This window comes from Ancylomarina euxina (assembly GCF_003863355.1).
Taxonomy (GTDB): domain Bacteria; phylum Bacteroidota; class Bacteroidia; order Bacteroidales; family Marinifilaceae; genus Ancylomarina; species Ancylomarina euxinus.
Window position 1 is genome coordinate 27,319 of the sequence record NZ_QQWG01000007.1, and the last position, 26,459, is coordinate 53,777.

The following is a 26,459-nucleotide window of genomic DNA, read 5'->3' on the forward strand; positions in this document are numbered from 1 at the left end:
ATTAAAGCTCTAAAAGCTGATTATGAATTGCTATTATTTGAGGTATGACAAGCTCCGAATTATTATATATTACAAAATCAGATTTAACGATCCTTTCTTGCTCTGACATCTGTTTACTCATTCTCTCCAAAACAGATTCTTTTGTACAAGAATCCCGTTCTACAACCCTGTCAATTCGAATTGATTCATCAGCAGTAACCGTAATAATCTTGTCAAAGTTTTTATAAAGTCCTGTGTCAAATATAATTGCTGATTCTTGAATAACGTAAGGTGCTTCTGTTTGTTTCAGCACCCATTCTTGAAAGTGTAATCGAACTTGGGGGTGAACTATCGCATTTACTTTTTTCAAAGCCTCATTATTACTGAAAATAACTTCAGCTAACTTAACACGATTAAGATCTCCCGATTTTAGGTACACTGATTCTCCAAAAGCCTCGATTAAACTCGATCGTATCAAATCATCGGTTTGCATTAATTTCTTCGCTTCTATATCTGAAGTATAAACAGGTATGCCTAATTGTCTGAAAAAATCAGCAACTAGAGATTTCCCACTCCCTATTCCTCCAGTTAAACCGATGCTTAATGGCTTACTCATCAATCTTAAAATTTAATTTATGAATCAATTAAGAAATAAACTCATCTTACTCATTTCCCGAACTTCTTTTCTCAATCAGATACACAACCTCTTTGGGATAAAAACTTACATTGGAAACATTCAAAGGTGAACTTTTATGATTGACGCTTACTTTATTGGTTGTACGATCAATCGTACCATAATCAATCTCAAGCTCAAACTGCTCAGCTGCAATGGTTTCATAATCCTTTAATCCGACCAAATATGACATTTTAATCTCATGAGGGAACAAGCGTAAAAATACCGAATCAGGTAAGTTAATCACTTTTAGACTTACTTGTTTTTGAGCCTCAGTGAATCGCTCTACAGGCAACTGAACTTCAACTTTTTTCTGAACAAATTCAAGCCCCTCGATCTTTTGGAAACCAAGTTTCTTCTTTTTTGTTTCATTTAATTTCTTAAGCTCCAGAATTTCAGTTTCAATTTGCTTCACACTATCAATTATGGAATGAGCGCCAATAACCCAAATACTATCGGGTTTTAGAATAACATCTCCTCCTAAACGAAATTGAGGCTCAAATTTTAATTTAGAATTGAAGTGAACCGGTATTTTCTTCTCTACCAAAGGAGAAAACTGAAAATTGATGGTATCAGGTGAAATGCGAGTCACACTAATAGCTGATGATAGCTGAGCAGCCACTTGACTTGTCATTCTATCGGTGGAAAACAAAAAGTTATTCTCTCCCTCCTTTTCCATTTTATTATTTGTGTACTCATTTACAGGAAAATTGAGTGATTGAAAAAAACTAAGTTTATATCGCAACAAATCGAAACCATAAGCCCGAACCGTTAACTTCAACTTGGAGGGTAACTCATTACTCAAAATCTTTTTCGATGGAAAGTCACTATAAGTAACCGGATAATTCACAGTCGTTGTATACTCCTTACTTAAGGCATTTAAAAACCAAAAGATAGTTGCCAGAACCACAAAAAACATATAAGTTACCAACTTCTTATTGGCTTTTATATTTTCCTTATCAAATACACCTTTTATTTTATGAAAATCGGACAAAGTCAAAATACTATAATTTAATAGGTTAATCCATTACACAAACCCGTTTAAGATGTTTATGTTATGCTAATTATTCAAGCATGAATTTAAGCAAAAAAAGCTATTACTCTACAAAGTAATAGCTTTTTGGGTAACAAAAATACAATCATTGTATTTTGTAATATAATCAACAGTGAATAATCACTATCCCTTTCATTATTATTTCTGAGCAACGTCACTCATGTCCTTGATAACAGCAACCTTGTCAATTTTCAAACGAGACTGTCCTTCAACTTCCATAATAAGTGTTGTTTCATGCAACTCAATTATCTTACCGTAGATTCCCCCTGTCGTTACAATTTTATCTCCTTTTTTCAACTCATCACGGAATTTCTTTAACTCCTTCTGACGTTTCATCTGTGGACGAATCATAAAGAAATAAAAAACCACAACGATTAAAATTAAAGGAAGAAAAGACATTAATGGACTTTGTCCTTCCTGAGGTTGTGTCATTAACACAATGTTTAATAAATTAAGCATTTGATATAAATATTAAATTATAAATTAAATTATCGATTGAATGCTACTTAATGGTAGCCGTTATTTTAAGCTCTTTAACTTTTCGTTTTGTATTGGCGAATATAGTCAAAACCTTATATTGTTTGCCATGTCGTCCCTTAGAATTAAATTCAACTGTGATTTTAGATTCTTCACCAACTTTTATAGGCTTCTTATTCCATTTTACAGCCGTACAACCGCAAGAACTTTCAATAGATTTGATTATTAAATTTGCATTTCCAGTATTTCGGAAATAGAATTCGCAAACAATAATCTCCCCTTCTGAAATTATTCCAAATTTATGGATTTCTTTAGAAAAGTCAAATTTTGGATAAGGCTTCTCTTCCTTAACATTTCCATCATTCTTCTGAATCTCGCTTTTATTAGTACTTTCGGCCTGTACCGATTGTTTACAGGATACTAATGGTAGCAATACAATTATAAGAAAAACGATACATCTACATTGAAAAAACATCACTCTATTTTTAAAACATGCGCAATTAAATCAAAATTCAGTCACAAAAATAGTGATTTGTATTTTTTTAACGAAAAACTTAAATCAACTAGCTTGAGACAGGTGTTCATTAAGAATATTCACACCTAAACCTATCAAAATCACCCCACCTATTAATGTAAATTTCATTTTAACCTTTGTTCCAAGATGACAACCGATAAAAACCCCAATCAATGACAAAACAAATGAGACAATACCTATAGTATAAATGGGCAGTGTGATGGACATATTGAGAAATGCAAAATTAACTCCAACAACCAAAGCATCGATACTTGTTGCCAAAGCCAAACCCATCACAACCAGTCTTTTTTGAGGATCAAAACAGCAATGTTCATCTTCGCATTTCAGATCATCATAAATCATCTTCCCTCCTAATCCTAATAACAATAAAAAGGCGATCCAATGATCAAAACTAACTATATAATGTTTAAAACTGACACCAATCATCCAACCTACAATTGGCATTAAAGCCTGAAAAAGCCCCATATAAAAAGCAATCCGAATAAAATGCTTAGGACTAAACTCCTTTAAGATAAGTCCTGCTGTAATAGAAATGGCAAAACTATCCATTGCTAAACTAACTGCAATTAAAATAATCTCTAAAAAACTCATATTAGTAGAATAAACAGAATGCCAAGACAAGTGTCTGAATATTATTTTTTTTTACTGAAACAACAGCCTGTACAAAAGTCTTAGTAAAACTTAAACACAGGCCAAACAAACTTCCTTGTACTCTGGGAACAAAAAAAGGGAAGTTGAACAAACAACTCCCCTAGTATATTATGACTTTACGGTTTTCGATTCTTCAATCAAACCTCTTCCAATTTTATTAATTTTCCCTTCTTTTTGAAGATCTTTTATCATTTTATCTAACAATCCATTAATGAATGTGCTCGAATTACTAGTACTATAAAACTTAGCTATTTCAAGGTACTCATTAAAACTCGCCTTAACTGGTATACTCTTGAATTCCTGTATCTCAGCAAGCGCCATTTCCATTATCAGGATATCCATAAAAGCGATACGTTCCAAATCCCAGTTCTTCGTATTCTTCTTAATTAAGCTTGAATTTTCTTCATGCTTCAAAATAGTCTTACGGAATAAAACTCGCACAAACTCCTCATCATCAGCATCCTTAAATAATGGAAGTAATGAAACATGCTCGTTATCGTTAGCTTTAAATTGCTTGATAGTACGGACAACCATGCTTAAAATGAACTCAATTTCATCATTCCAATAGATGCTTTTATCTTCCATTAAAGCATAAAAATCTTCATCTTTAGCTATAATGTTCATAAAAATCTTTTCAACCAACTTTTTGTCTGCTGCAAAATCATTGGTTTCAGCATTCATATAATTGCTATAAAGATCTGATTCGGTAATAGTCTTGTATAAACCTCTTACAAAACCATCCTGATCGTCCCAGGAAATTGTGTTTCTTTGCACGTAAGTATTTAACTGAACATTTTCAGCCAGTTGCTTCAATACTTTATTCTCAATAAAACGGGTGTTGGGATGAATATCTACAGGTGTAGGAACCAATTTGTTGCGACCAGCTTCAATTTTCTTTTCAGCTATAAATGCAACATCTACAAGTAGTAGAAGTAAATAATGATATAAATCGTAAGCTTTTCCAATACTGAAAAACAACTCTTTTTCGGCTTTTGCTAATGAACGATCATCATTCTTGTAATAAGCGTAAAGCATTTGTAACACTTTTACACGCAGCAATCTTCTACTAATCATACTTTTAAAGAACTTTGTTTATTACTCTGATCCAGTGAATAAAATAGACAGCAAAATTACAAAAAACGAATCGCCTTTTGCAACACACTCATATTTCTTCAACGAATCTCACTTTTTAAACTCGCTGCAAATGTAGCTATTTTTTTTAATCGGCCAAAGCTACTCCCCCCTCTTTTAGGTGGATCGATGGAAAATTTCATTCGACCTGATTGATTGAGAGATAGAAAAAGCAACAATAACATCTACAACAGTAAAATTCTAGTTTCAACCAAATTGCAACAAAAACGATTCTTACCACCACTATAAACAATTAAAAGACACAAATAAAATTAAGTACTCAAATAAAGTTCTACACCTCAACTATTAAACAAAACTATATTCAAATGTTCAGAATTATTTCCTCACAAAAGTCGAGTAAATACATATTTTTTTTTATTTTTGAGATATCAATAAACAAACAATTTCATAAATTCATTCTGAAATGGAAGGTTACGGTAAAAAAGAAGAATTCGTAAAGAAGAATCGTGAAGATATTTATTCTAATGCGGTTAGAGCTGGGAAGAGAACTTATTTCTTTGATGCAAAAGCGACTAGAAACGAGGATTACTACCTTACAATTACTGAGAGTAAAAAACGATACGATAAAGAAGGAAATTACACTTTCGAAAAGCATAAAATATTCCTTTACAAGGAAGATTTTGAGAAATTCTCTGAAGGTTTAATGGAAGCTATTGAGATTCTTAAAGAAGCCAATGACACTCTGGGTGAAAATACCATAGAAACTATGGACGAAATTGAAAACTCCTCTGATATAATTCAAGGACTAGGGGTTGAGTCTTTTTCTCAAGTAGAATTTGAAGATCTTACTGAATAAATCATCCATTTTCACAAAATATCCAAGAGCTATCGATTAAACTTCGAATAGCTCTTTTTTTTTCAAACACATTCTCCATTTTTACTAACAAAATTGACAATAAGATATTAATCTGCATCTTTCTAAAAAAAGGATAAGCAAATCTGTTATAAAACCTAGAAAACAGGAACACAATACCTAGATGTTGTGATTGTTTTTAACTTCATTTTCATCTAGATTTGTACTAAATTAAAATAGACTTATTATTTGAACCCATTGGTTCCAGAACAATTGGATCTAGCTTAATATCAAAAACCGATCAAATTAGACATCGGTATAAGTATTTTTAGTGGATGAAAACACATTCACACATAACATTATTGATACGCACCAACATATGAAGCTTTCTGAATTAACCGATAATCAAGAAGGTATTATAATAAAAGTACAAGGATACGGCGCATTTCGTAAAAGAATTACCGAAATGGGTTTTATCAAAGGAAAAAAAGTTACCGTTATTAAAAATGCACCACTTAAAGATCCTGTAGAATACCAAATTATGGGTTATCAGGTGTCTTTACGAAGAAGTGAAGCTGCATTAATTGAAGTAATCACTAAGGAAGAAGCTGTTGATCTTAAAATAAGTAACTTTGAGGGAATCCTAGATGATGACAAACTAAAATCATCAGCACAAGAAAAAGGGAAAAATATTCATGTTGCCCTTGTAGGAAACCCCAATGCCGGAAAAACAACACTCTTTAATTTTGCATCAGGTTCAAAAGAACATGTCGGGAATTACTCCGGAGTTACTGTTGATTCAAAACTCGCAAAGGTTCAGCAAAGCAATTATAAATTTGATGTTGTCGACTTACCAGGTACATATTCACTAACGGCCTACACGTCTGAAGAGCTTTACGTTCGTCAATATATCACAGAAGAGTTTCCTGATGTTGTTATAAATGTTGTTGATGCTTCGAATTTAGAACGAAATCTATATCTAACCACCCAGCTGATCGACATGGACGTTAAAGTTATTTTAGCTTTAAACATGTACGACGAATTGGAGAAAAATGGTGCTCGATTTAACTACCAAAAATTGGGGAAGATGTTAGGTATTCCTATCATTCCAACTGTTAGTTCAAAAGGTAAGGGTATTAAGGAACTATTCGATAAGGCTATTGATGTATACGAAGGTAAAGACCCTATCGTTCGTCATATTCACATAAATTATGGAGCTGTTATTGAAAAATCGATTTCTAAACTACAAGAACACATTAGGATTGATCGTAATTTAACAACCATTGCTTCGCCACGATTTTTAGCCATAAAACTACTCGAAGGCGATGATAAAGCTTTAGAATATATTGAATCTTGTTCTACGGCCAAAGATATTAAAGATACGCTGAAGCAAGAGGTTAAACTAATTGAATCGACCTATAACGAGGTTTGCGAAACTGTAATTACCGATGCCAAATACGGTTTCATCGATGGTGCTCTAAAAGAAACCTATACTGAGAATCCAATTAAGCGAAGAAGAAAAACAGCTATTATTGATACTTTTCTAACACATAAGCTTTTTGGATTTCCTCTATTCTTCTTTTTCATGTTTATGACTTTCTATGCCACATTCAATTTGGGACAATACCCAATGGATTGGATAGATGCCGGCATTGGTTACCTAAGCGAGTTTATTCAGACAATAATGCCTGATGGTCCCCTAAAAGATTTAATTGTAGATGGAATTATTGGTGGAGTTGGTGGAGTTATCGTTTTCCTTCCTAATATCCTAATCCTATTCTTCTTTATATCTTTCATGGAAGATACTGGATATATGGCCCGTACGGCTTTTATCATGGATAAATTGATGCACAAAATTGGTTTACATGGGAAATCATTCATCCCCTTAGTTATGGGATTTGGCTGTAATGTACCAGCATTAATGGCTACAAGAACCTTAGAAAATAGAAACGACAGGATTCTAACCATGCTGATCACCCCATTTATGTCCTGTTCTGCACGCTTACCTGTTTATATCCTTATAATTGGAACTTTCTTTCCCAATAATTCAACTTTAGTTCTCTTTGGTATTTATATATTAGGTATCGTGTTGGCAGTCATTTTTGCTAAAGTATTTAAGGCGAGCTTCTTTAAAAGCAAGGAAGCACCATTTGTAATGGAATTACCACCCTATCGAATTCCAACACTTAAATCGACACTGGTACACATGTGGTCGAAAGGTAGTGAATACCTAAAAAAAATGGGAGGCATCATTCTGGTCGCATCAGTTATTATATGGGCTTTGGGTTATTTCCCTCTCGATGTTAATTACTCAAAAGATTACGAAAAACTATTAGCTAAAAACGAAGCACAACTCCATACAGCTCTAGATGCCACTAATTCAATTGAACAAGTTAAACTTCGTGAGGATTACAAGATTGTATCAGCATCTATAATGAACGAAAAGCTTGAAGAAAAGCAAGAATTATCCTACATCGGGCAGATTGGGAATTTTATTGCTCCTGTTTTTCAACCTCTGGGTTTTGATTGGAAAATGACTGTAAGTATCTTAACAGGAATAGCTGCAAAGGAAGTTGTTGTCAGTACAATGGGAGTGCTATATCAAAATGGAGAAGGTAGTGATGAAAATAGCGAAGGGTTAAGAAATAATCTACGGGAACAAAAATTCACCGGCTCGTTCCGAACTGGGGAAAAAGTATTTGATAATGCTTCTGCCTTGGCTTTCTTAATTTTTATTCTCATTTATTTCCCTTGTATTGCAGTAGTAGCAACCATTACAAGGGAATCTAATTGGAAGTGGTCCGCTTTTGTGGTAACTTACACAACCGCATTAGCATGGGTTGTATCCTTCATTGGCTACCAAATTGTTAATCTTTTATAATCAAGCTATGGATTTTCAACTTTTTACAACATATTTAATCATTTTGGTAGCTGTAACCTACTCTCTTTATCATTTCTATAAAGTGATAAAACCAAGAAAGAAAACGTCTTTATGTGGTGGTTGCGCATCCTGTGACATCAAAAAAGAATTGATGAAAAATAAGATTAAATTCGATGGTTTAAAAATGGATGATCGTTAACAAAACCAAGCTTAAAAAAAGCTCTCTTCGAATAAAGGACATTCGATTCAAACAAAAATATAGAACAAAAAAAATGGCTCTTAGTAAAAACTAAGAGCCATTTTTATATTATTGAATGCTTCTATGAAATTAGGCTCCCAAAGTTGCAACCATTACAGCTTTAATAGTATGTAAACGGTTCTCAGCTTCGTCGAATACGATAGATGCTGGAGATTCGAATACATCTTCAGTAACTTCAACTCCGTCAAGACCAAACTTCTGGAAAACTTCTTCGCCAACCTTAGTCTCTCTGTTGTGGTAAGCAGGAAGACAGTGCATGAATTTACACTTATCATTTCCTGTAGCAGCCATTAAATCAGCATTGATTTGGTAAGGCTTCAAAATACCGATACGCTGAGCCCATACTTCATCAGGCTCACCCATTGATACCCAAACGTCAGTATAAAGGAAATCACATCCTTTAACACCAGCCTTAGCATCATCAGTAATTGTAATAGTAGCGCCAGTTTCCTTTGCAATCTCCATACATTGAGCTACCAATTCTTCTTCTGGCTGAAGGTTGTTAGGACCTACGATTCTTACGTCCATACCCATTTTAGCAGCACCTACCATTAATGAGTTAGCCATATTGTTACGAGCATCACCTAAGTAAGCAAAAGAAATTTTGTTCAAAGGCTTATCGCTATGCTCAGTCATCGTTAAGAAGTCAGCTAAAATTTGAGTTGGGTGAAACTCATCAGTTAAACCGTTCCACACGGGTACACCAGCGAATTTCCCTAATTCTTCAACAATAGCTTGTCCGTATCCACGGTACTCAATACCATCATACATACGCCCCAATACACGAGCTGTATCAGCCATTGATTCCTTAACACCAATTTGAGAACCTGAAGGTCCTAAATAAGTTACGTGAGCTCCCTGATCGTAAGCAGCAGTTTCGAATGCACAACGAGTACGAGTCGAAGATTTTTCAAATATCAAAGCGATATTCTTACCCTTCATCGTTTGTACTTCAGTTCCAGCATATTTTGCTCTTTTTAAATCTCTTGAAAGATCTAACATGTACTGAATTTCTTTTGGAGTGAAATCCAATAACTTCAAAAAGTTTCTGTTTCTTAAATTAAAACTCATGGTATATATTTTTTATGATTACGATCACAAAAGTAATTATAATCTGATATTAATAATCTTTATTTAGGCAATATGATTGACGTCTTTGGGATCATATTCCATTGTAATCTTTGTCCCGTAAGATTTATCTTCTAGCTTGGTCGCTTCAGTAATTACTGATTTACCACCGCCATTTTCGATAAAGCTCAAACAAGCACGAATCTTAGGAGCCATAGACCCTTCAGCAAAAGTTCCATCTTCCAAGTAACCCAATGTATCTGCGTGATTCAAAAACTCTAATTTTTCCTCGTTTGGTCCTTTAAAATCTTTGTAAACGAAAGAAACATCAGTTAGAATATAGAATTCATCAGCCTTAACGCGAGCACCAATTAGAGCCGAAGCTAAATCTTTATCAATAACAGCTTCAACTGGGCAAAGGTTACCGCTCTCATCTTCTGAAACTGGTACACCACCACCACCAACTGTGATTACAATATTTCCCTGACGCGCTAGATTTTCAATTACTTTCTCATTTATTACACGGATTGGCTTTGGCGAAGGAACAACACGTCTCCATCCTCCATCAGCTTTAACTTCCTCTTTAAAGATCCATCCTTTATCCGCGATTAATTCATCAGCTTCTTCTCTAGAGTAGATTCTGCCCACTCGCTTAATAGGATCAGCAAAAGCAGGATCGTTTTTATCAACGACAACCTGAGTAACCAAAGTCACAACATCTTTTTCGATGCCATTTGCTTTTAATACATTACGCAAGTTTCTTTCAATCATATAACCAATGCCGCCTTGTGAGTCAGCAACATCAATATCTAAAGGCATCTGAGGAATATTGTATAGTTGTTCTCCCGCATCATTTCTCATCAATATGTTCCCTACTTGTGGGCCATTACCATGAGCAATAATTACATCATATCCTTCCTTAACCAGAAAAATAAGATTTTCAAGAGTATCTATCGTGTTTTGATTTTGTTCTTCAACAGTACCTTTTTGATTCCCTCTTAACAAGGCATTTCCACCTAATGCTACAACTGCTAATTTATTCATTATAGGTTTTTATTTATGTTGTTTGAATAATTGAGCTACAAATCTAGAAATTTTATCAAGATTTCAATGGATTTTAATTTATTTTCAAAACTTTTCTACTAGCTGTTATTCAGCATCTTAAACGTTTAAATTTTTACTGTAAAATATAAACAGGGTTAAAAAATTGAAATTCAATACACAGACTTTTTAAAAGAATACACTCGTTTGCATTTACAATAAACTTTTACTGTTATGTTCACACCAACGTTTTTTATGCAATCAGCATATATTTTTCATATATTTTAAAATTATGAACAGAAGAAAACGCATTTTTTTTTACTTTTTCAACAATAATAAATAAAATTAGACTCAAAAAAAAAAAGAGTAACATCAAAATTAAAGCTAATATATTGATAGCTTATTTATAAATATTCATTTAAAAATAAGAATGTGTTTCACAAAGTTATTAGCTACTTTCACAACGAAATAAGATAAATTCATGTAAGAACCAGGCTTCACGCTTGATTAATAGTCTCTTTTATCTATTTTAGTAGTCTACAATACACCTATATGAAACAGACAACACTTATACTGATCATCTTACACCTTTTCGTATCATGTTCTAACAAGTCGGATGAAAAGAAAACTCACTCTGAAGGCGTTATTACTTATAAGGTAAGCTATGAGACTAATGAGGATGCAAATCCAATTGTTGCACTCCTTCCAACTGTGGTTGAATATAAATTCAAAAACAATGATATCTCAGTTTTATCCGAGGGATACTTAGGATTTTTCAGCACAAAATTTATTTCAAAAATTGGCGAACCTAACAGTTCCATTCTTTTTAAGATTCTCAATAATAAAATGAACTATGAATTCTCTAGTAATGAGATCCCTTTCATATATAACCACAAACTTGCAACTAAAATAAAATACTTAAAAACAGATAAAGTAATTGCAGGATATAAATGCAAATTGGCTAGAGTATATATTCAAGAGTTACCCGAGCCAATAGATGTATATTATACTCAAGATATCTGTTTGGAGAATCCCAACAGAAATACTCCTTTCAACAAAATTGATGGTGTTCTACTTGAATTTGAGACCACAATGAATAAAATAAAAGCCAAGTTTTCGGCTCAGAATGTTTGTCTAACTCCTGTTAATACCCAAGAATTTGCCATCCCTGCTGACTACGTTAAATCTGATATAAAAACAATTCTTAAATATGTATTAAGTTTTAATTAAGTAATTAATACATCTACATTTTTAAAAGTAGGAACTACTGCTTTGAAAGCAGAATAGTTGGTTCAAAACTTTCTTACACCTATTGTGTTTGGTAATAAGCTTACACACATACAATATTTCTTAACAAAATTCGTTCTCTTTAGTTTCTAATTACATAGAATGAGTAATGAATTTCTCTGTCTTCAATCATGTGGAATTACGGCCTATTTTTATTACTTTCACATCAGATTATAAGCAGGAAAAACATACTCAATGGCAAAAAAAAGAAACACAAAAACAAAAAAGAAGTGGTTTACAACACCTTCTTTTTTATTAGATGAACGTATTCGATTTATTCTAGGAATCAGTTCTAGTTTATTTACCATATATCTAGGTTTAGCATTTGTATCCTTCTTCTTTACGGGAGGTGCCGACCAATCCAAATTGGACATTCAATTACTCGAACTTCTTTTTAACTCAGGTATTCGAGTAGAAAACTGGACTGGTAAAACAGGTGCTTTTCTTTCGAATTTATTAATAAACAAAGGATTTGGAATAGCAGCATGTTCTATACTCTACATACTTACTGTTTTGTCAATTCGTTTGTTCGGAATAAAAATTCAATCCCTCAAGAAAAGTATTCTTTATACCTTATTATTCAGTATATGGGGCTCAGTATTACTTGCCTTCTTATTTGTTGACTCAACTAGCACCAGCTTCCTCTATTTAGGTGGGACTCATGGCTATTTTATTAGTGAATGGTTAATTTCACTGATTGGAAATGTAGGAACTCTTTTCATCATCATCATCTGTTTCTTTAGTTTGATAGCCTTTGGTTTTAAAAATGCAGTAACCCATATGAAAAAGCCTTTCAAAAGAAAAGCTAAACCAGAAGTTAACGAATTGGAACTCGATGAAGATGAAGACGATGATGCGTTTGAAAATGAAACGGATTTTCAAGATGAATTTATTAGAGATTCTATTCAAATTGAAGAATCAAATAATAAACAGTTTGAAGTTGAGCTCGAAGAAGAATTTATTTCAGAGCTTGAAGAGGAAGATCAAGATGACGAACTTGCAATTAATCAAAGTAGTGAAATCGAGCTTGACGTTGAATCAGATTTAGAAACTATCCCAAGCACTAATAAACAAGATAATGATGACATTGATGTTGAATTAACTATTGAAGCTGTTCGCGTTAAAGAGGAAAGTGTCTCAATCAATCATGCTCCTATGGATGATTTTGACCCTACATTAGATTTATCTAACTACAATTATCCAGGACTTGATCTTTTGGAAGATCACCATATAAACAATTCAGAAGTTAGTAAAGAAGAACTTGAAAGTAATAAAATTAAAATTGTTGACACGCTTCGCAATTATAAAATTGAAATTACACAGATAAAAGCGACAATCGGTCCAACTGTTACGCTATACGAAATTGTGCCTGCTCCTGGTGTTCGAATCTCTAAAATCAAAAATCTTGAAGATGATATTGCACTAAGTTTAGCTGCATTAGGAATTCGTATTATCGCACCAATTCCTGGACGAGGAACCATTGGTATCGAAGTACCCAACCGTACACCTGAAATTGTTTCAATGAAGAGCATTATTGCGTCAAAGAAATTTCAGGAATCAAAATATGCGCTTCCAGTTGCATTGGGTAAAACCATCTCAAACGAAACTTATACCCTCGACCTAGCTAAAATGCCTCACCTTTTGGTTGCTGGTGCTACCGGACAAGGTAAATCTGTTGGTCTAAATGCAATCATTACTTCATTGCTTTACAAAAAGCATCCTTCGCAACTTAAGTTTGTACTGATCGATCCCAAGAAGGTTGAATTGAATATTTATTCAACTATTGAGAAGCATTTTCTTGCCAAACTACCCGAGGAGGAAGAGGCTATTATCACCGATATTCATAAAGTCATTGCGACTCTTAATTCGCTTTGTGTTGAAATGGATTCCCGTTACGATCTGCTTAAAAAAGCACATGCTCGAAACATTATCGAATACAATACCAAATTTGTAAAACGTAAACTTAATCCTGAAAACGGACACCGTTACCTGCCATATATCGTTGTAATTATCGATGAGTTTGCCGATTTAATTATGACAGCTGGTAAGGAAGTTGAAACCCCGATTGCTCGTATTGCCCAGCTGGCTCGTGCCATTGGTATTCATATGATTATTGCGACACAACGACCATCAACCAATATTATTACTGGTGTGATTAAAGCCAATTTCCCAGCTCGAATTGCCTTTAAAGTCGCATCGATGATTGACTCCCGAACGATTCTAGACAGCCCTGGAGCCAACCAGTTAATTGGGCGTGGTGACATGCTAATCTCTCTGGGAAGTGAATTGATTCGTGTACAATGTGCCTTTGTTGATACTCCAGAAGTAGAAGCGCTCACTACCTATATTCAAAAACAACAAGCTTACCCCTCGGCATTAATGCTTCCCGAATACGTTTCAGAAAGTAACGAGAATCTGGCAGAAATTGACTTGCAAAAACGTGATGCTCTTTTTGAAGAAGCAGCCCGATTGGTTGTTGGTTCTCAACAGGGATCGACGTCTGCCATTCAACGTCGTTTTTCTATTGGTTACAACAGAGCCGGTCGCATTGTCGATCAACTTGAGGCAGCGGGTATTGTTGGACCTTTCGAAGGAAGTAAGGCCCGTCAGGTTTTAATCTCTGATGATTATTCATTGGAGAAATTATTATCTCAGGTCTTAGCTTAACTGGCACAATAATTGAATAACCAAAACTATCAAAAAGACATTTTCAATCTCTCAAAAAATAAATTTTTTAAAAATATGACAAAGTATATTTCACTAATAATTATCACACTATTAAGTTTGAATGTTTCTGCTCAGAAGAATAAGGCAAAAACAATTTTAGATCAAGTATCTGCAATCAATAAAGAATACAGCAGCATAAAGGCTGAGTTTACTTTCAATATGGATAATGCTGAAGAAGATGTTCATGAAAGTTCAGCAGGAAACATAATTCTCAAAGGGAATAAATATCGCTTATACTTGATGGATGTTTATACTTATTTTGATGGTAAAACCATTTACCAGCATTTGGTGGATGCGGAGGAAGTAAATATTAAGATGCAAGATAAAGAGGATGAAGAAAGTGGTTTAAACCCAACTCAAATATTCACTTTATACGAAACGGGCTTCAAATTTAGCTATATAGAAGAACAAACAACTTCTGCAGGCTCTTTTCACGTTATCGATCTATTCCCTTTAGATGAAGAAAGACCATTTTCCAGAATCAGACTTCATATTGATACAAAGACTTTAGAAATGAAATCTCTGGTTTCAATTGGAAAAGACGGCAATAATATCACCATTAAAATCAAAGACTTTCAACCCAACATCGACTTCAAAGATTCTGATTTTGTATTCGATCAAGCAGCACATCCCAATGTTGAAGTTATAGATATGAGATAAAACATCGCTTAGACAAGCATTTAAAACTGCCCTATTCAATTTGAATGGGGCAGTTTTAGTTCAAACAAATATTATTTATAAAAAAGAAGTAATCTTGACAAAGCTATTTAACAGCCAAGCTACAAAAATCATTATCTTCGGGGAGAAATAACACACAACTATGCGAAACCTACTCATTTTACTCTTTCTTACACTCTTACTTGCCAAGCCAAATGGAAAAGTGCAAGCACAAGAAACCACAGATAACATTCAGATTAGCATACTTACTTGTTCTCCTGGACTAGAGCTCTATTCACTTTTTGGGCATTCTGCTATTCGCGTACAGGATTCTTCCAGAAAATTAGATCTCGTTTTCAACTATGGTATTTTTGATTTTAATACGCCAAATTTTTATCCTAAATTCGTTAGAGGAAAATTAAAATACAATCTCGGGATCAATTCTTTTGAGGATTTTAAAGCGTCTTACAAAAGAAGTAAGCAGTCTGTTGTTGAACAAGAATTAAACTTAAGCTCTGATTCAAAACAAAAACTTATAAAAGCACTTTGGGAAAACTATCATCCTAAGAACCGTTACTACACTTACGATTTCCTATTCAAGAATTGCTCTAGCATGATTCGCGATATTATTCAAAAAGAGGTCGCAGGCCAACTTGAATATAAAGATTCAAATATAACAAATGAACAAACTTATCGGGAACTACTTAGTTTGTATATGACAGAAACACCTTGGATCTATACAGGTATAAATCTGGCATTAGGTTTATCTTGTGATGCTGAGGCTAGCCATTATCAAAAAATGTTTTTACCCGACATGCTAAAAATCGGTTTCGATCAGGCTGTCATTGCGCAAAACTCCCAAACCAGCAAGCTTGTTCGTCAAGAAAATACCGTTCTTAGTGAAAGAGCGATCCAAACACCTACTCCATGGTATAAACACCCCTTGTTTATTTTTGGAATTATTGCTTTAATTGGACTACTACTCACATTAAGTTCTATCAAAAATAAAAAGCGATTCGTACTACTCGATGTGCTTGTATTTGGTGTCACCTCTTTATTTGGCTTTGTCATTCTGTTTCTTTGGTTTTTAACCGATCATCAGGCCATGGGACCTAACTTTAATATTCTTTGGGCATTACCTATTCATCTGCCATTAATACATGTTCTTTTTAAGAAAAACAGACCTGCTTGGGTAAAAAGTTACTTCAAATATCATTCAATATTTTTGCTTTTAGTGATAGCCATCTGGCCTATTATGCCACAAGAATTGCCGTATACAATTTTACCTTTTGTGGTTTTGATTCTTATTCGATCAATTTTTAATGCAAGGCGTTCCTAATCATTAATTGTCTTTTTTTTCTAATGACAGATTTAAGTATATACAGCCAAGAATTCACAATCGGTTCTTTCGATACTGATTGGCATGGTAATGCAAAACTCACAAGTCTTTGTAATTACCTGCAGGAAGTTGCGGGGAATCATGTTGATCTGATTGGACAAGGCCTAGAGGATTTAAATCAAAAGAATCATGCATGGGTCCTTTCGCGTATGAAAATTAAAATCATACGTCCCGCGAAGTGGAAAGAAACCATTCGAATCGAAACTTTCCCAACTGGACTAAAAAGTCTTTTCGGAGCGCGAGACTTTCGTATTTTCGACGCAGATGATCAGATTATTGCTCTAGCGAGTTCTTACTGGTTGGTTGTCGATCTAAAGACACATCGACCACTTCGTCCTCACGATGTTGTAAAGAATATGCCTATTGGTAATTACACTGAAGTTTTCGAAGAGGAACTCGATAAATTACCTCCCCTATCTCAGGAAGCTGAACTTATCGAGGAAATGAAAATTCACTATTCTGATATTGATATCAATCGTCATGTAAACAATGTGAAATATTTAAAATGGTTAATAGACGCATTCCCTCATGAACAATTAACTGAGAAACCTATTTCTGAATTGGAAATTAACTTTCTGCATGAATTAAAACTGGGTGAATACATTCAGATTTATCAGGAGTTGGATGATGATAACCACATGAACTGCAAGATTAAAAGCAGTACAACTGGCAAAGAAAACTGTCGAGCTCGAATTCTATTCAACCATATTAACTATTAAGTTTTTTTTTAACAAAAAAGCCATCCTCTAATTACTAAGTCACAACATGGATCAATTAATTTACAGCTTCGAGATTGCACTCAAACATTTATGCCGAGTTTCGGCAATTCATCAAATACTTTTTCTGATCATTATTGGAGCTTTCTTTAGTTTCAAAGATTGGAAAACCTATCTTCTAATTCTTTTGGCTCTTTGCTCTGGATCTTTGGTGGGATTATCCCTAGCTATATTCAAAGCCGTTAGCCTTACAAAAACAACAATACATCTGCTCGCAATTATATGCCTGGTAATTGTTTCTTTAAATGCTATTTTCAGTAATCGAATTTCGACTCTTCACTACAATATTTTTGTTCTGATTGGTATTATGCAAGGTTTCATACTTAGTTTGCATTACAAAGCAGCACTGGGGACTAGTGTCAAATTCATGGCATATTTGGGCTACAACTTAGGGAGTTCCACTGGATTTCTGATTGTCAGCTTTTTAAGCCTACTTATTTGTACACTGATGCTAACTTTTTTCAAAACCGATAAACACAAAATCTCCTTGGTTTTGGCTGGCTTAGGTTTGGGGGTTGCGCTGATGATGTATTTTTAAACTTAAACTATTGACTTGTATTTCAGAATTAGCTTAGCAGATTAATTTACCGTCTATTTCGGATTACAAATCCTTATACACCTTACCTGTGGATTTCAAATCCACAGAAGCTGAGTTGTGGGCCCTCATCCTCACATTAACAAATTACCCCATCATCTTTTCAACATTCAATATCATCTTCCGCAGCATATTAAAACCAGCCAGAGAAGCCATTCTAATATTACGCCCACGTTCTTTTGAGAAAACAAATTTCTCAGAAATGACTTTGTCTGCTGTTGCTATGGCAATCCAAACAGTTCCCACAGGCTTTTCTTCTGTTCCTCCGTCGGGTCCGGCAATACCTGATGTAGCAATGGCATAATCCGTTCCGATAGCCTTACAAGCCCCTGTAGCCATCTGTTCAACGACTTGCTGGCTTACTGCACCAAACTCTTCCAAACTATTCGTATTCACACCTAATACACTTGCTTTTACCTCATTGGAATAAGCCACAACTGAGCCTTTAAAATAAGCTGAACTGCCGGCCATTGAAGTAAGCATATGTGCCATATTTCCGCCGGTACAAGATTCTGCGGTAGAAACAGTTTTCTTTTTATCTAAAAGGAGATTGGCAATCACCTGCTCGATTTTCTCATCATCAAAAGCAAATATGCGTTCTCCCAAAATAGCTTTCAGCCCTTTAAGTTGATTCTCAACAATGGCCTTCAATTCAGACTCATCATCACCCAACAAACTCATACGTAGGCGAACAACGCCTGGAGACGGCAAGTAGGCCAACTTAACTACAGATGGAAGCTTAGCTTCCCAATCTTGTAATATCTCAGCCAAAACAGATTCGCCCAAGCCTTGAACCATAACCGTTTGGTGCAACACATAAGGACAATCAAACTCTTCACTTAAAATGGGTAATAGCCTAGATTGCATGATATTCTTCATCTCAAAAGGAACACCCGGCATGGAAATAACATGCTTATTATCTCTGGAAAACCACATACAAGGTGCCGTACCAAAATCGTTAGGTATAATTCTAGCCCCTTCGGGAACAAGAGCTTGTTCACGATTAAAGGCATTCATTCCAATTTTGTATCGTGCTAAACGCTCTTCAATCTTTGCATAAAGTCCCTCATCCTGTACTAGTTCACAAGCAAAATAATCACTCAAGGTCTTTTTAGTAATATCGTCGTTGGTTGGACCAAGTCCACCCGTCATCAACACCAAATCAACACGCGATATGGCCTCTTCAATTGAAGAAACGATGGCATCCTTAGTATCAGAAATGCTGGTGATTCGATTCACTGAAATTCCAATGGCATTCAACTCCTTAGACATCCATGCCGAATTGGTATCAACAATTTGTCCAATCAATATTTCGTCACCAATGGTTATAATTTCTGCTTGCATTATTTTTAAAATAAAATTTTCGGTTATCGATTTTCGATCTCCCCTTTATCCTTTATCTAAACTCTGTCAGGACAAGCTTCGCTTGACTCTAACAGGTTTTATTAATCCTTCATGGCATTTAAGCGCTGCAACAAAGTTGGATGTGAATAATAGAAAAACACGTAAGCAGGGTGTGGTGTTAAGTTACTCAAGGAGCTCACCGATAATTTCTTCAATCCATCTGCTAAAGCTTTTGAATTGTAGTTTTCGGTAGCATAGGCATCAGCCTCATATTCATTCTTTCTGGATAGAACATTCATTCCTAAACCTAAGAAAGTCGATATAGGAGAATATAAAATACCAAAGGCAATCAAACCTAAATGAAAACTATGATTAGTCGTGCCCAAAGCTTCTGACAAACTTGCATTTCCGATTAATAATGAGAAAATATAAAACATAACGCCCGTTTGTAAAAGCCCCAAAATGATTGAACTCAGCGTGTGTTTCTTTTTATAGTGACCGATTTCATGAGCCAAGACGGCTACAATTTCCTCAGTTGATAGTTCTTCTATCAATGTATCGAATAAAACGATTCTTTTGCGCGAACCTAAGCCTGAAAAATAAGCATTTCCCTTCGATGAACGTTTCGAACCATCCATCACATAAATATTGTCGAGTTTAAAACCGACTTTTTCAGCAAGACTACTTATAGCTGTATTCAACTCCCCCTCTTCCAAGCGAGTTTGCTTGTTGAAAAGTGGAACAACTAATGAAGAATAGAACATACTCATAAATACCATAAAGAAAGCAATCAAAGCCCAAGCCATCCACCAGAAATTAGTGGTTGTCATCGTGTAAATCCAGATGATGAGTGCCAGAATTCCTCCGCCTAAAATGGCTGTTAGTAAACCACCTTTGAGTTTATCAGCTAAGAATGTTTTTAATGTACTTCGGTTAAAGCCGAATTTTTCTTCGATCACAAAAGTCGAGTAGTATGAAAAGGGGAAACTAATCAGGCTTGAACCCACCATGATGAAAGCAAAAAAGCCTAAAGCAACTGTTATTGGATTTGACAAATAAAGACGTACAAAATCATCAACCCAAGCGAAACCGCCAGCGACTATCATCAAAATAGTGACAATAAAACTCAGAACTGAAGAAAAGAGACCTATGCGATGTTTATCCTTCTCATAGGCTTGTGATTTCGCATACTTTTCGTTATCGTATATTCCTTCAAGAGCTTTAGGAATTACGGCTGTCCAGTTCTTTCTATTTAAAATATCGAGTATCCGTTCCAGTATAAAGTCCAGACTTAATATGACCAAAATGAGTGTAAGAATTAATTCAGTAGACATGGATGATGTGATGATATGTTGATGTGTTAATTTAATGATGTGACTTGCATTGAGCGGAGTCAAATTGTGATGTGAAATAAAAAGAGAAGTTGTCTTTTACACTTTAACCTTTCAAGCTACTCACCTTCACCAAAGAATCGTTTAATTTTCTTTCCGTTATCCCAACGGGAGTTCAAAACTAATGCATAAGCTTCTATTTCTTTGTATTCACCAGATCTATTTTTCATCTTTTGGTAAAAATAGATGGATTTGCGTATCCAGCCCATTGCGTTTTTCAAGTCCCCTCTCATTTCATGAACGACAGCTAAATTATAGGCAGCACGCCCAGCTAACTTCAAATCATTCTCACTGATCAAACTTTTCCAGATATTTATGGCACTATCAAACTCATTCTTATTCATAAAATAAAGAGCCGCAGATAAACGTTTGTCACCCGAAACAAAATAATCACGACTAACATCGACCCATCTAGGAGAAATTAAATCGACATAAGTCCTACCCAGTTCATAGGACGCATCATTCAACATTTGCTCCCTGCTTGGTAATTTTTCAGACACTAATTTATTAAAACTCGCATCTGAAGTTTCCATAAATAAACTATCAACTAATAATCTTTCGTCATAAAACTTCTTGTATAAGGGATCGTATATGCGCCATCTGCCATAATAATTCACCTCAGTAAAAGCCCAATAAGCATCTCCTTCAACAATATCATGTTTATTAAAAGCTTTGATATCTTCTAAAACAACCAATACATCTGATTGACTTGCGATGCAAATACTATCAACGGTTTCCCAACTTAAAGGCGCAAAATGGCGAGTTGTGTCTGGCATTATTTTTTTAGGAAGACGAATAAAAGGAATAGAATCTTGTGACCAGAATTCAGATAAGTTCTCAACAAAACCTTGATAACAATTCAATGACATATTCTGAGTATGATCAATTGTATCTTTTATTGACACACTAGTAACAGAATAATAATGCATGACTGAATCGGATGGGAAATACTGATTCCGATCAACAAAGGCGATACGACTCACATCGGAAGGTAGAACTACCTGAGGTGCTTCCAAAGCCTGAAACTGAACTTGAGATATTGTTTTGCAAGCAGGTAATGATAGCATGAGTGATAAAACACCTAGACATACAAACCTTAATAAGGATATTGTAAATTTCATAAATTAATTATTTAGGACAGTTGGGGTTAAAATAGCATCAGGAACTAGACATATAATTAGATCCCGAGCCAATACTTTCTCAAAAACCATTCCAAAACCAGCACTATTATAACAAAACATAAAATCCAGATAAAATTAAGTACAGAACTGAAATTATTTTCAACTGAAATTCGAGACTTCACCTTATTATTGATCAAAAGACTATCAGACAATTGTAACATCTGATATAATGTAAAATGCATACCACTAGTCAGTTCTGACAAGTCTTTTAATAGAACAGGATTAGCTTTCAATTCCTTCGCTTCCAATTTTTCAGAACTAACCACAAAAGCTCCGTTTTGAACGAGTTCCTGATCAAAAGCTTTTGTTTTTACTTCAAACTGGTAATTACCCGAAGGCAGATTATTCAATTCTAACTTATAAACGTTTCCTAGTCTTTCGAACTGATAAGCAAATTCCTCCCCTTTTTCATTCTTCAATAAAAACTTAATGTCAGCAATATTCGTTGCTTGGTAGCTTTTATTATAAAGCTGGGCTTCTATTTGAATTTCATCCGTTTCCTTATATACTTTATCGTACTGAATATTTAACTGATTCTTTTTCACTCTCAGAGCAAGATATTGAACCATCTGATTAATTAAACCATTAAAACACTCGTGAGAGTTGTTCTTTTTATAATCATTCAATTTCCATCGCCAAATTCCCTCTCCCAATATATAGCACTGTTTTTGTTCATCGTTTTGAGAAAATACGAATAAAGGAATATCAGTTGAAATTCCTTTTATTAGTTGATTTCCCATGACATTTATTTCCTGGCTGAACTGATATTTTGCCATTGGTGATAGTAGTGGTGGGAAATTTTGTATGGTTTCTTTATTATCCTGACTTATTTCAAAGAGTGAAAAATTTGAATCAAATTCGATTCTGGAATTTTGAAAAACTTCATTTTCTCGAACAACATTCAGCCCTAAATCTAAACGGTTTAAACGATTGATTTCTGTTCCTCCACCCAGAATCATCATGAATGGTAAGTTCGAAAGCTTAAGCTGATCAAAAAAACGAGTTGCATTATTTTTCAGTGATGGCAACTGATATAGGATCATCAGATTAAAATCCGAAAAATCAATTTGCTGTTTCGAAACGTCAATCAAGCTGATAGAAAAGTTAGCCTTTTCGTGTAAAGCCGACTGCAGTGCTGCAATATCTGGATGATAAGAATCGTAACATATCGCTATTTTGCGTTGACTATCTAAAACATCAATAATCAGTTTTCGTGTATTGTTCTTAAGATTTGCCTCTCCTTTTAAAGGCTGAATATACAGTTCGTAAGTCTGCAAACCCGTTCGACTTGGTGAGATAAAAAAGTCTTTTTCCACAAAGAAATCATCAGCCGAAATTCTTAGCGTATCTCGATACAGAATTTCAGAACCTGAGCGAACTAGAATTTTAATCTTTTCTCCTGAACAAAAATCAGTTTTTAAAGCAAGACGAACTGGAGTATTCGATTTTAGGAAGGCCAACTTATTACTTCTTAATGAGAGTATAGATATATCTTTTTGATCCGCCTCATCGCCCAAAGCAATTGTATGCACTGGGCATTTAACTTCTTGTACCGAGAAACGAGGATCATTCCCCTTATTATATAAGCCATCACCAGCCAAAACGACTTGCGTTTGATTATTGGCTTGAATATTGTTTTTGAGATATGAAAATAAGGACGCGTAATCACTTGATTGATCTGCAAAATCAAAATCCTCAACAAGTTTAACATCCTGCCCGAAGCTTAGTTTTTGAATCTCATATTTACTCTCGAGTTTCTTTAACACAGCATCTACTTCTTGAGAATACTTATTTTTATAATAGCTAGAATCCTGACTCGACAATAATGATTGAGAATTATCCTGAGCCCAAATCAATAAGGGTTTCTGAATGCGTTCCTGACTATATTTAACACGTGGGTTTAATAAAAAAAATAAAAGGGCAATATAAACCAAGGCACGCAAACTGGCCAAAATCAATATTCTGATAGAAGACAAATCGTTCTTTAAAGCGTTTTTATAATAATACTGGGCATACACCAATGCGACTGCCAACAAAACGATAGGCAATAACCACCACAAGGAATGCTCAGTTAGAATGGAGATGTTCAAAAGAATATTTTTTAAGTTTCAACAAATTTAATAAACTCTGCGATCTATTGGATTATTATAAGATCTAAAAAGGCAATTTCCTCATCATAATTCATTAGAACATTTAAATAGACAGAAAAAGGCTTAACTATTTTCAAAAAAGCAAGTCCCTGTCTCAAGCTTCCCCACATAATTTGGCGTATCTTTGCAGATTCAAATTGATGCTCAAGTATAATTTAAAATCAAAATAATGTCATTTACATCTTTAGGTTTATCTCCTTTCATATTAAAAGCTTTGGCTATTGAGAATTACTCACAGCCCTACCCCATTCAAAAGGAAGCTATTCCTGCTATTCTGAGCAATAAGGATGTTTTAGGTATTGCAAAAACAGGATCGGGTAAAACAGCGAGTTACGTCCTACCTATCCTAAACAACTTGAGCAATAAACCGCTTAAAAACAGACATGTTAAAGTTCTCGTTCTAGTTCCTACACGTGAGCTTGCCGTTCAGGTCCAAGAAGTATTTAGCACATTTACGATGGCTTTACCTGAAAGAGTAAAAACACTAGCTATTTTTGGTGGAGTTTCTATCAACACACAAATGATCGCTCTACAGGGGGTTAGCATTCTAGTTGCCACACCTGGTCGATTAATCGAATTGGAAGAATCGAACGCTGTTCATCTTTCTGATATTGATACTTTGGTTCTTGATGAAGCAGACAAGATGCTTAACATGGGCTTTAAGGACGAGATGGATCGTATTTTCGCTCTTCTACCAAAAAAGCGTCAGAATCTATTGTTCTCAGCGACTTTAAGCCAAGATGTTGATAATATCAAGCAAGTCTTGTTACGTCATCCTGAAGTGATCCAAATTGAATCAAAGGAAGAAGATCTAGAACTGATTAACCAGGTGGCCTATTTAGTTACTGATGATAAAAAAGGGCCACTATTGCGCTATTTGATCAAAAAAAATAATCTAAAACAAGTCTTGGTTTTTGCATCCTCTGCCTTTAGAGCCGATGCGCTTGCCAATAAACTTTGCCGAAATAATGTACATGCGGTTGCCATTCACAGTAGAAAAAGTCAAAATTCCCGTACGGAGAGTTTAAGACGATTCAAAGCAGGAAATATTCGTGTATTGGTTACAACCGACCTTTTGGCTCGTGGTATCGATATTGAATTCCTTCCTTATGTGGTCAACTACGAATTACCACGATCGCCCAAAGATTACGTGCACCGTATTGGTAGAACCGGTCGTGCAGAATCACCAGGTGAAGCCATTTCTTTTATCTCTCCTGATGAAGAGCATCACTTTAAGGTGATTCAGAATAAAATGAAAAAAGAAGTGACCATGATTGATAGTTCTGAATTTGATATGCATGGCTATTAATTCGTGAAAGACATCTATAAAAATGCCCAATTCAATTTTGAACTGGGCATTTTTGTATCTCATTCATTTCTACCCTATTGCTGCCCCACGATGAGCTTCGCAGATCTCCACTTCGTTTCGGTACTATCATGTGGTTTATATTTTTAATAAGTGAACGCGATATAATCGCGCACCAGCGAGAGTATCATTCTTACTTACAATTCTATTTTTGAAATATGCATTTCATTTCCTTCTGCCTAAATTACCTTACAGTTACATGAATGCATTTTGTTTGTCTTTCAAGAAGAACGTAACATTTACCCTCATCCTGAAGTTTAATTAATTCACGCAGTAATATATTTCGAAGGCGGTAGGTATAAACTGGTGTACTATTACCTCTCTCAAAATAACGTGTTTGGACAATATCAAAGGTTCGTCCATAATAATGCGATGAACTATTTGGCGTAGCGTTTACATTGCTTTTGCGTAGCGATTTTTGATCTTCAAGAGTCCGTAATATGGATGAAATTGAAAACCGGTATTTTTTAAGACCTAATTCTTCTAGTTGATTGCAAAACCTTTCCCCAAGTAAATTTAAAAATTCTTCTGCCGATTCTTGTAAGTAAGGCAGTGAATTGCTTAAACGGGGTATTTCATAGTATTCGTTATCGGTAATCTCAACAAGTTCATGACGGTCACAAAACGCTTCAGCACTTTCTTTATCATCCTTTCTTGAATCCAAAGGCTCTTTTAAGCCCTTTGTTCGGGCGACCTCAAGATGATAATCATTATTATAGCGGCGCAATGCTCCCTTTTCAGCTTTTGTAAGTACAGAAACAGAGAACTTGTTTATGTTTTTGCCTTTGGGTGTAGGGTTTAGAACTCTAATTATTAAAAATACACTAACTGCAAATAATACAGCTGCCATTAGAATTTTACGAATACTATACCTTTTTTTTCTTTTATCCATGTCAAAATTTTACTCGCACAAAGGTAAAAAAAAGGCGTTCTCAACAAATTGGGAAGTAAGAAATCTTATTTATCCCCATCTAGATTTTTAAATTTCGACTACCCCTATATACCCTAATATGGGATTAACAA

Annotated in this window: 23 protein-coding genes; 10 read left to right on the forward strand and 13 right to left on the reverse strand. The window is 34.8% G+C overall.

The features are described from left to right. Window position 1 precedes the first annotated feature (1 nt). The 6 genes from coaE to DWB61_RS08540 form a co-directional block, all read right to left on the reverse strand. Window positions 2–595 (reverse strand): dephospho-CoA kinase, encoded by a 594-nt coding sequence (gene coaE / locus DWB61_RS08515; protein WP_125030481.1) that lies wholly within the window; start codon window positions 593–595, stop codon window positions 2–4. Between the two features lie 46 nt (window positions 596–641). Further along, window positions 642–1,646, reverse strand: coding sequence for a YbbR-like domain-containing protein (locus DWB61_RS08520; protein WP_125030482.1), 1,005 nt, complete (start codon window positions 1,644–1,646; stop codon window positions 642–644). 198 nt (window positions 1,647–1,844) lie between these two features. After that, entirely contained in the window at window positions 1,845–2,138 is a 294-nt protein-coding gene (gene yajC, locus DWB61_RS08525; RefSeq protein WP_125030483.1) for a preprotein translocase subunit YajC, read from the reverse strand. A gap of 70 nt (window positions 2,139–2,208) precedes the next feature. Further along, a complete protein-coding gene (locus DWB61_RS08530) occupies window positions 2,209–2,658 on the reverse strand; it encodes a DUF1573 domain-containing protein (protein ID WP_125030484.1) in 450 nt (149 codons plus the stop codon). A gap of 84 nt (window positions 2,659–2,742) precedes the next feature. Further along, window positions 2,743–3,309 carry a manganese efflux pump MntP gene (locus DWB61_RS08535; RefSeq protein ID WP_125030485.1) on the reverse strand — a complete coding sequence of 189 codons (567 nt, stop codon included), beginning with the start codon at window positions 3,307–3,309 and terminating at the stop codon, window positions 2,743–2,745. 168 nt (window positions 3,310–3,477) lie between these two features. After that, window positions 3,478–4,443 (reverse strand): transcription antitermination protein NusB, encoded by a 966-nt coding sequence (locus DWB61_RS08540; RefSeq protein ID WP_125030486.1) that lies wholly within the window; start codon window positions 4,441–4,443, stop codon window positions 3,478–3,480. A 481-nt stretch (window positions 4,444–4,924) separates the two neighbouring features. Between DWB61_RS08540 and DWB61_RS08545 the strand changes: the two genes are divergently transcribed. The 3 genes from DWB61_RS08545 to DWB61_RS08555 all read left to right on the forward strand — a co-directional run bounded on the left by DWB61_RS08545 (window position 4,925) and on the right by DWB61_RS08555 (window position 8,394). Continuing rightward, window positions 4,925–5,317 (forward strand): DUF3276 family protein, encoded by a 393-nt coding sequence (locus tag DWB61_RS08545; protein WP_125030487.1) that lies wholly within the window; start codon window positions 4,925–4,927, stop codon window positions 5,315–5,317. A gap of 376 nt (window positions 5,318–5,693) precedes the next feature. Further along, window positions 5,694–8,195, forward strand: coding sequence for a ferrous iron transport protein B (feoB, locus tag DWB61_RS08550; RefSeq protein WP_125030488.1), 2,502 nt, complete (start codon window positions 5,694–5,696; stop codon window positions 8,193–8,195). A 7-nt stretch (window positions 8,196–8,202) separates the two neighbouring features. Beyond that, window positions 8,203–8,394 (forward strand): FeoB-associated Cys-rich membrane protein, encoded by a 192-nt coding sequence (locus tag DWB61_RS08555; RefSeq protein ID WP_125030489.1) that lies wholly within the window; start codon window positions 8,203–8,205, stop codon window positions 8,392–8,394. Between the two features lie 129 nt (window positions 8,395–8,523). Here DWB61_RS08555 and DWB61_RS08560 read toward each other — a convergent pair whose 3' ends face one another. After that, on the reverse strand, window positions 8,524–9,525 hold the full coding sequence (locus DWB61_RS08560) for an ornithine carbamoyltransferase (protein ID WP_125030490.1): 1,002 nt from the start codon (window positions 9,523–9,525) through the stop codon (window positions 8,524–8,526). Window positions 9,526–9,588: 63 nt separating this feature from the next. Next, window positions 9,589–10,566 carry a carbamate kinase gene (arcC, locus tag DWB61_RS08565; RefSeq protein ID WP_125030491.1) on the reverse strand — a complete coding sequence of 326 codons (978 nt, stop codon included), beginning with the start codon at window positions 10,564–10,566 and terminating at the stop codon, window positions 9,589–9,591. 549 nt (window positions 10,567–11,115) lie between these two features. On the opposite strand from arcC, the gene DWB61_RS08570 reads away from it, so the two are divergent. The 6 genes from DWB61_RS08570 to DWB61_RS08595 all read left to right on the forward strand — a co-directional run bounded on the left by DWB61_RS08570 (window position 11,116) and on the right by DWB61_RS08595 (window position 17,947). After that, window positions 11,116–11,793 carry a hypothetical protein gene (locus DWB61_RS08570; RefSeq protein ID WP_125030492.1) on the forward strand — a complete coding sequence of 226 codons (678 nt, stop codon included), beginning with the start codon at window positions 11,116–11,118 and terminating at the stop codon, window positions 11,791–11,793. A 252-nt stretch (window positions 11,794–12,045) separates the two neighbouring features. Beyond that, window positions 12,046–14,517, forward strand: a complete 2,472-nt coding sequence (locus DWB61_RS08575) for an FtsK/SpoIIIE family DNA translocase (protein WP_125030493.1) — start codon at window positions 12,046–12,048, stop codon at window positions 14,515–14,517. Window positions 14,518–14,592: 75 nt separating this feature from the next. Beyond that, window positions 14,593–15,237, forward strand: a complete 645-nt coding sequence (locus tag DWB61_RS08580) for a LolA family protein (protein WP_125030494.1) — start codon at window positions 14,593–14,595, stop codon at window positions 15,235–15,237. A gap of 160 nt (window positions 15,238–15,397) precedes the next feature. Continuing rightward, window positions 15,398–16,573 (forward strand): lipoprotein N-acyltransferase Lnb domain-containing protein, encoded by a 1,176-nt coding sequence (locus DWB61_RS08585; protein WP_125030495.1) that lies wholly within the window; start codon window positions 15,398–15,400, stop codon window positions 16,571–16,573. Between the two features lie 23 nt (window positions 16,574–16,596). Further along, window positions 16,597–17,352 carry an acyl-[acyl-carrier-protein] thioesterase gene (locus tag DWB61_RS08590; RefSeq protein WP_125030496.1) on the forward strand — a complete coding sequence of 252 codons (756 nt, stop codon included), beginning with the start codon at window positions 16,597–16,599 and terminating at the stop codon, window positions 17,350–17,352. A gap of 46 nt (window positions 17,353–17,398) precedes the next feature. Then, window positions 17,399–17,947: a hypothetical protein gene (locus DWB61_RS08595; RefSeq protein ID WP_125030497.1), complete on the forward strand. Its 549-nt coding sequence runs from the start codon at window positions 17,399–17,401 to the stop codon at window positions 17,945–17,947. 144 nt (window positions 17,948–18,091) lie between these two features. Here the strand turns inward: DWB61_RS08595 and DWB61_RS08600 are convergent, their stop codons facing one another. From DWB61_RS08600 to DWB61_RS08615, 4 genes are all read right to left on the reverse strand, one after another. Continuing rightward, entirely contained in the window at window positions 18,092–19,348 is a 1,257-nt protein-coding gene (locus tag DWB61_RS08600; protein WP_125030498.1) for a competence/damage-inducible protein A, read from the reverse strand. Window positions 19,349–19,449: 101 nt separating this feature from the next. Beyond that, on the reverse strand, window positions 19,450–20,682 hold the full coding sequence (locus DWB61_RS08605; protein WP_125030499.1) for a M48 family metallopeptidase: 1,233 nt from the start codon (window positions 20,680–20,682) through the stop codon (window positions 19,450–19,452). A 116-nt stretch (window positions 20,683–20,798) separates the two neighbouring features. Then, the gene (locus DWB61_RS08610; RefSeq protein ID WP_125030500.1) at window positions 20,799–21,860 is read right to left on the reverse strand and encodes a DUF6340 family protein; all 1,062 of its coding nucleotides are present in this window, start codon (window positions 21,858–21,860) and stop codon (window positions 20,799–20,801) included. A gap of 56 nt (window positions 21,861–21,916) precedes the next feature. Further along, window positions 21,917–24,010 (reverse strand): hypothetical protein, encoded by a 2,094-nt coding sequence (locus DWB61_RS08615; RefSeq protein WP_125030501.1) that lies wholly within the window; start codon window positions 24,008–24,010, stop codon window positions 21,917–21,919. 229 nt (window positions 24,011–24,239) lie between these two features. Here DWB61_RS08615 and DWB61_RS08620 point away from each other — a divergent pair, with 229 nt between their 5' ends. Beyond that, complete coding sequence (locus DWB61_RS08620) at window positions 24,240–25,379, forward strand: DEAD/DEAH box helicase (RefSeq protein ID WP_125030502.1); 1,140 nt, start codon at window positions 24,240–24,242, stop codon at window positions 25,377–25,379. A gap of 241 nt (window positions 25,380–25,620) precedes the next feature. Here the strand turns inward: DWB61_RS08620 and DWB61_RS08625 are convergent, their stop codons facing one another. Continuing rightward, window positions 25,621–26,328: a DUF5715 family protein gene (locus DWB61_RS08625; protein WP_125030503.1), complete on the reverse strand. Its 708-nt coding sequence runs from the start codon at window positions 26,326–26,328 to the stop codon at window positions 25,621–25,623. Window positions 26,329–26,459: the final 131 nt, after the last annotated feature.